General features: G+C 65.2%; 1 pseudogene. It reads right to left on the bottom strand.

Going from position 1 to position 3,739, the window contains the following annotated elements:
* A pseudogene (locus HP547_RS29595) lies at window positions 1-3,739 on the bottom strand (heme peroxidase); the annotation flags it as partial.

The raw sequence follows: 3,739 nt of genomic DNA, 5'->3' as shown, positions 1-3,739 counted from the left end.
GACATCGGCGATGGTGACGCTGGCGGCAAAGGTTGCCGCAGTGATATTGAGGCCAGTGATATCCAGCCGGTCCTGGCCGCCCGCCGCAATGGCATCGAAGCTGATGATCAGGTCGTTGCCAAAACCGGCAGCGAACTGGAACACATCGTTGCCGTCAGTGGCGATCATGGTGTCGTTGCCGGCACCCCCCACGACCGTATCGTTACCCGCCGCACCGTTGAGGAAGTCGTTGCCGGCGCCCCCCAGCAAGGTGTCGTTGCCAACGTCACCAAACAGCGTGTCGTTGCCATCGCCCCCCTGCAGCAGATCGACGCCGTTGCCGCCGTCCAGGCTGTCATCGCCCGCCCCGCCGAGCAAGGTGTCGTTGCCGGTATCGCCCAGCAGCGTGTCGTTGCCGTCACCGCCGTCGAGGCTGTCGTCACCGCCACCACCGTTCAGGCGGTCCGCACCCAGGCCGCCGAACAGCTGGTCGTTGCCGGCGTCGCCATTGAGGGTGTCGTTGCCGGCATTGCCGTTGAGGATGTCGTTGCCGCCGTCCCCCCCAAGCGTGTCATTGCCTGCCGCGCCGTTGATGATGTTGGCCAGGCCGTTGCCGATAGCGGTGAAGTTGCCCACCCCGGTATACGTCAGGTTCTCGACGTTGGCAGCCAGGGTGTAGCTGGCCAGTGTGGTACGCACCAGATCGGTACCGGCCCCGGTGGCCTCCACCACCACGTCCCCGGCGTCATCCACCGAGTAGGTGTCATTACCCACGCCACCCACCAGCCGGTCGGCCCCCGCACCGCCGTTGAGCACGTCGTTGCCGGCGCCACCGGTCAGGGTGTTGGCCAGCGCGTTACCGGTACCGGTGAAGGCGCTGCTGCCGGTGTAGGTCAGGTTTTCGACGTTGGCACCCAGGGTGTAGCTGGCCAGGCTGGTCTGCACCAGGTCAGTGCCGCCATTGAGTGCCTCGATGACCGTGTCACCGGTGTTGTCGACCACGAAGGTGTCGTTGCCGGCGCCCCCGTTCATGGCGTCGGCACCCAGCCCGCCGTTGAGTGTGTCGTTGCCGTCCTCGCCATTGAGGATGTCGTTGTCGTCACCGCCGTTGAGGATGTCATTGCCGACACCCCCGAACAGCTGGTCGACGCCGCCCAGGCCATTGAGCGTGTCATTGCCGCCCAGGCCCGAGATCACATCGTCGCCCACCGTACCGGTCAGGGTGTTGGCGGCGTTGGTGCCGGTCAGTACCACGCCCGGCGGAACCACCACGGCTGCTGTCGCCGCCGAGGTCAGCGACTCCAGCGTGCCAAAGCCATCGGTGTAGCGCACGACCACCCGCAGTTGCTGGTTGCCTTGGGCAACGCCCGGGGTGAAGGTCGCCGCGGTTGCACCGACGATATTGCTGAAGGTGCCGCCCGTGCCCTGTTGCCACTGGAAGCTGAAGGCGCCTAGCCCATCCACGTCGGCTATGCCGGCTGTAAGCGCGGTCAGCGTCTGGCCCCGGTCTGGCGTGGTGTCGCTGATCAGCACGGCACCGGTGGGTGCATCGTTGACGTTGGCCACCGGGTCGAGGATGTCGGAGGCGACGCTTTCGTGTACGCCAAAGTCATCCACGTAGCTGACCACCACGCGCATGTTCTGCCCTACTTGCGCCTGGGTCAGGACAAAGGTGCTGCCGATGGCCCCGGCGATGTTGACCCAGCCAACCCCCCGGTTGGACTGCCACTGGAAACTGAACTGCGGGTTGCTAAGGCCGTCGGCATCGACAATGGTCGCGGGGTTGGCGGTAAGCGTCTGGTTCTGCACCAGCAGCCCGGTCACGGCCGGCCCGGCACTTGGCGCGCTGTTTGGCGACGAATCGACGATTTCCAGCGTGCCCTTGGCGTCCTGGTACACCGCGCGAACGCGGATGCTCAGCCCGGCCACATCATCGGTAACCCGGTAGGTGCTGCCGATGGCCCGCGACACTTCACCTGCGGCAACGAAGGTGATGTCTTCATACACCCCGGAACCCGGCAGTTGCTCGACCTGCCAGTAATAGGCTACCGGGCCGGTGACCGCACCGCTGGGGTTGGCCGCGCTGGCGTTGTCCGCGTCATGCACTGCCAACGGGGTCACCCGCAGCAGCTGGCCGCTGACCGGGGTGTCGTCCCGCACGCCGGTGGTATCGTCGAGGATCACCAGGTGCCCCGTGGGCCCCGCGTTGACGGCGGTACCCACACCAGAGGCCTGGGCGCGGTCAGAGAACTGCAGGCGCTCGATACCGGTCAGGTGGTCGACACCATCACGCCCGGCCACCAGGTCGGTGACGATCACCGAATTGCCATCGACCACCACGCTATAGTCGGTGGCAACCCCCGAGAACAGCGCCGTGTCATAGCTGTCGGTGCCGCTCAGGATTTCCCGGACAATCACCAGCTGGCCCGGGTTGTAGGTGCCGTTGAGCATCAGTGGCACCATCGGCTCCATGCTGTCGAAGCTGGCGATTTCCGGGCCGCTGCCATCGTGGTTGGCGCGTACGCTAATGCGTACGTTCAACCATTTGTCGCCGTCGAGGATATCGTCGCCACCACGCCCTTCGATCAGGTCGCTGCCGCTGCCGCCAAGGATGATGTTGCCGCCGTCGTAGAACGTCGCCCCGGCTGCCAGCAGGCTGGACAGGCCGTTGATCAGGCTGATGTTGGTGAGCACGCTGCCGGTGGCGCCAGCCGTCGGCAGGCTGGTGGCATCTTCGTTGTCACCGCGCAGGAAATCGCCATGCGCCGACCCCGACAGGCCCTCCATGATGTCGAATCGCGCCAGCGTCGAGGCGCCCGAACCCGGTACCGGCGGTACATCGAAGAAGCGGTCGCTCATGTCGATGGACACGCCCTGGGCCAGGCCCTTGAAGGTTGCCCAGTCATAGCCCGAGCCACCGATGTAGCGGTCGCCGAAGCCCAGGCTGCCGACCATGATGTCGTCGCCGCCTTCACCGTTGAACTTGTCGTTCTCGTTACCGCCGATGAACACGTCGTTGCCGATGACCGGGTCGTTGCCCAGCGGGTCGAAGTTGTCACCAGGCGCACCGTCCGAGGTGCCCTTTTCGATCCAGTCGTCGCCCTCGTTACCCATGTCCTGTTCGTTGGCCTTGCTGCCGAGGATAAAGTCGTTGCCCTGGCCACCAATGGCTTCGGAGGCATCTTCCCCGGTCACGATGAAGTCGTTGCCGAAGCCGCCGATGATCAGGTTGACGCCATTACCGCCGTGCAGCACATCGTTGCCGTCGCCGCCCTGGATGTTGTCGTCACCACCCATGTCGCTGATGATGTCGTCGCCGGCCCCACCGCGCAGCTGGTCGTTGCCGTCGCCGCCTTCGATGCGGTCGTTGCCGGCATCGCCCCACACCGTGTCGTCACCCTCGCTGGAGACCAGGATGTCATCACCGTTGGTACCGCCCAGCACGATATGCTCGCCACCGGCATAGCGGATGTAGTTGGTGTCCGGGCCAGCCGTCAGCGGGCTGTCGCGGAACACCACCTGCTGGCCGTTTTCGCCCAGCGGGTCGGCGTTGCCCAGGCCATCGTTGTACTGCTTGCTCTGGTCCAGCTCCAGATAGAAGCCCGGGTCGGAGAACACCAGGCCCGGCAAGTGGGTGGCCGAGGTGTTGGCCATGATCAGCTTGGCGAACGAGTTGCTTTCCAGCTCGGCGTTCATCGACAGCCCGGCGGTACGCTCCAGGTAGTAGAAGCGGTCGCCGTCCTGCAGTTTCTCCATCTGG

Origin of the sequence: Pseudomonas sp. CM27 (assembly GCF_013179515.1) — a bacterium.
Taxonomy (GTDB): domain Bacteria; phylum Pseudomonadota; class Gammaproteobacteria; order Pseudomonadales; family Pseudomonadaceae; genus Aquipseudomonas.
This window is presented reverse-complemented; position numbering and strand designations above follow the sequence as displayed.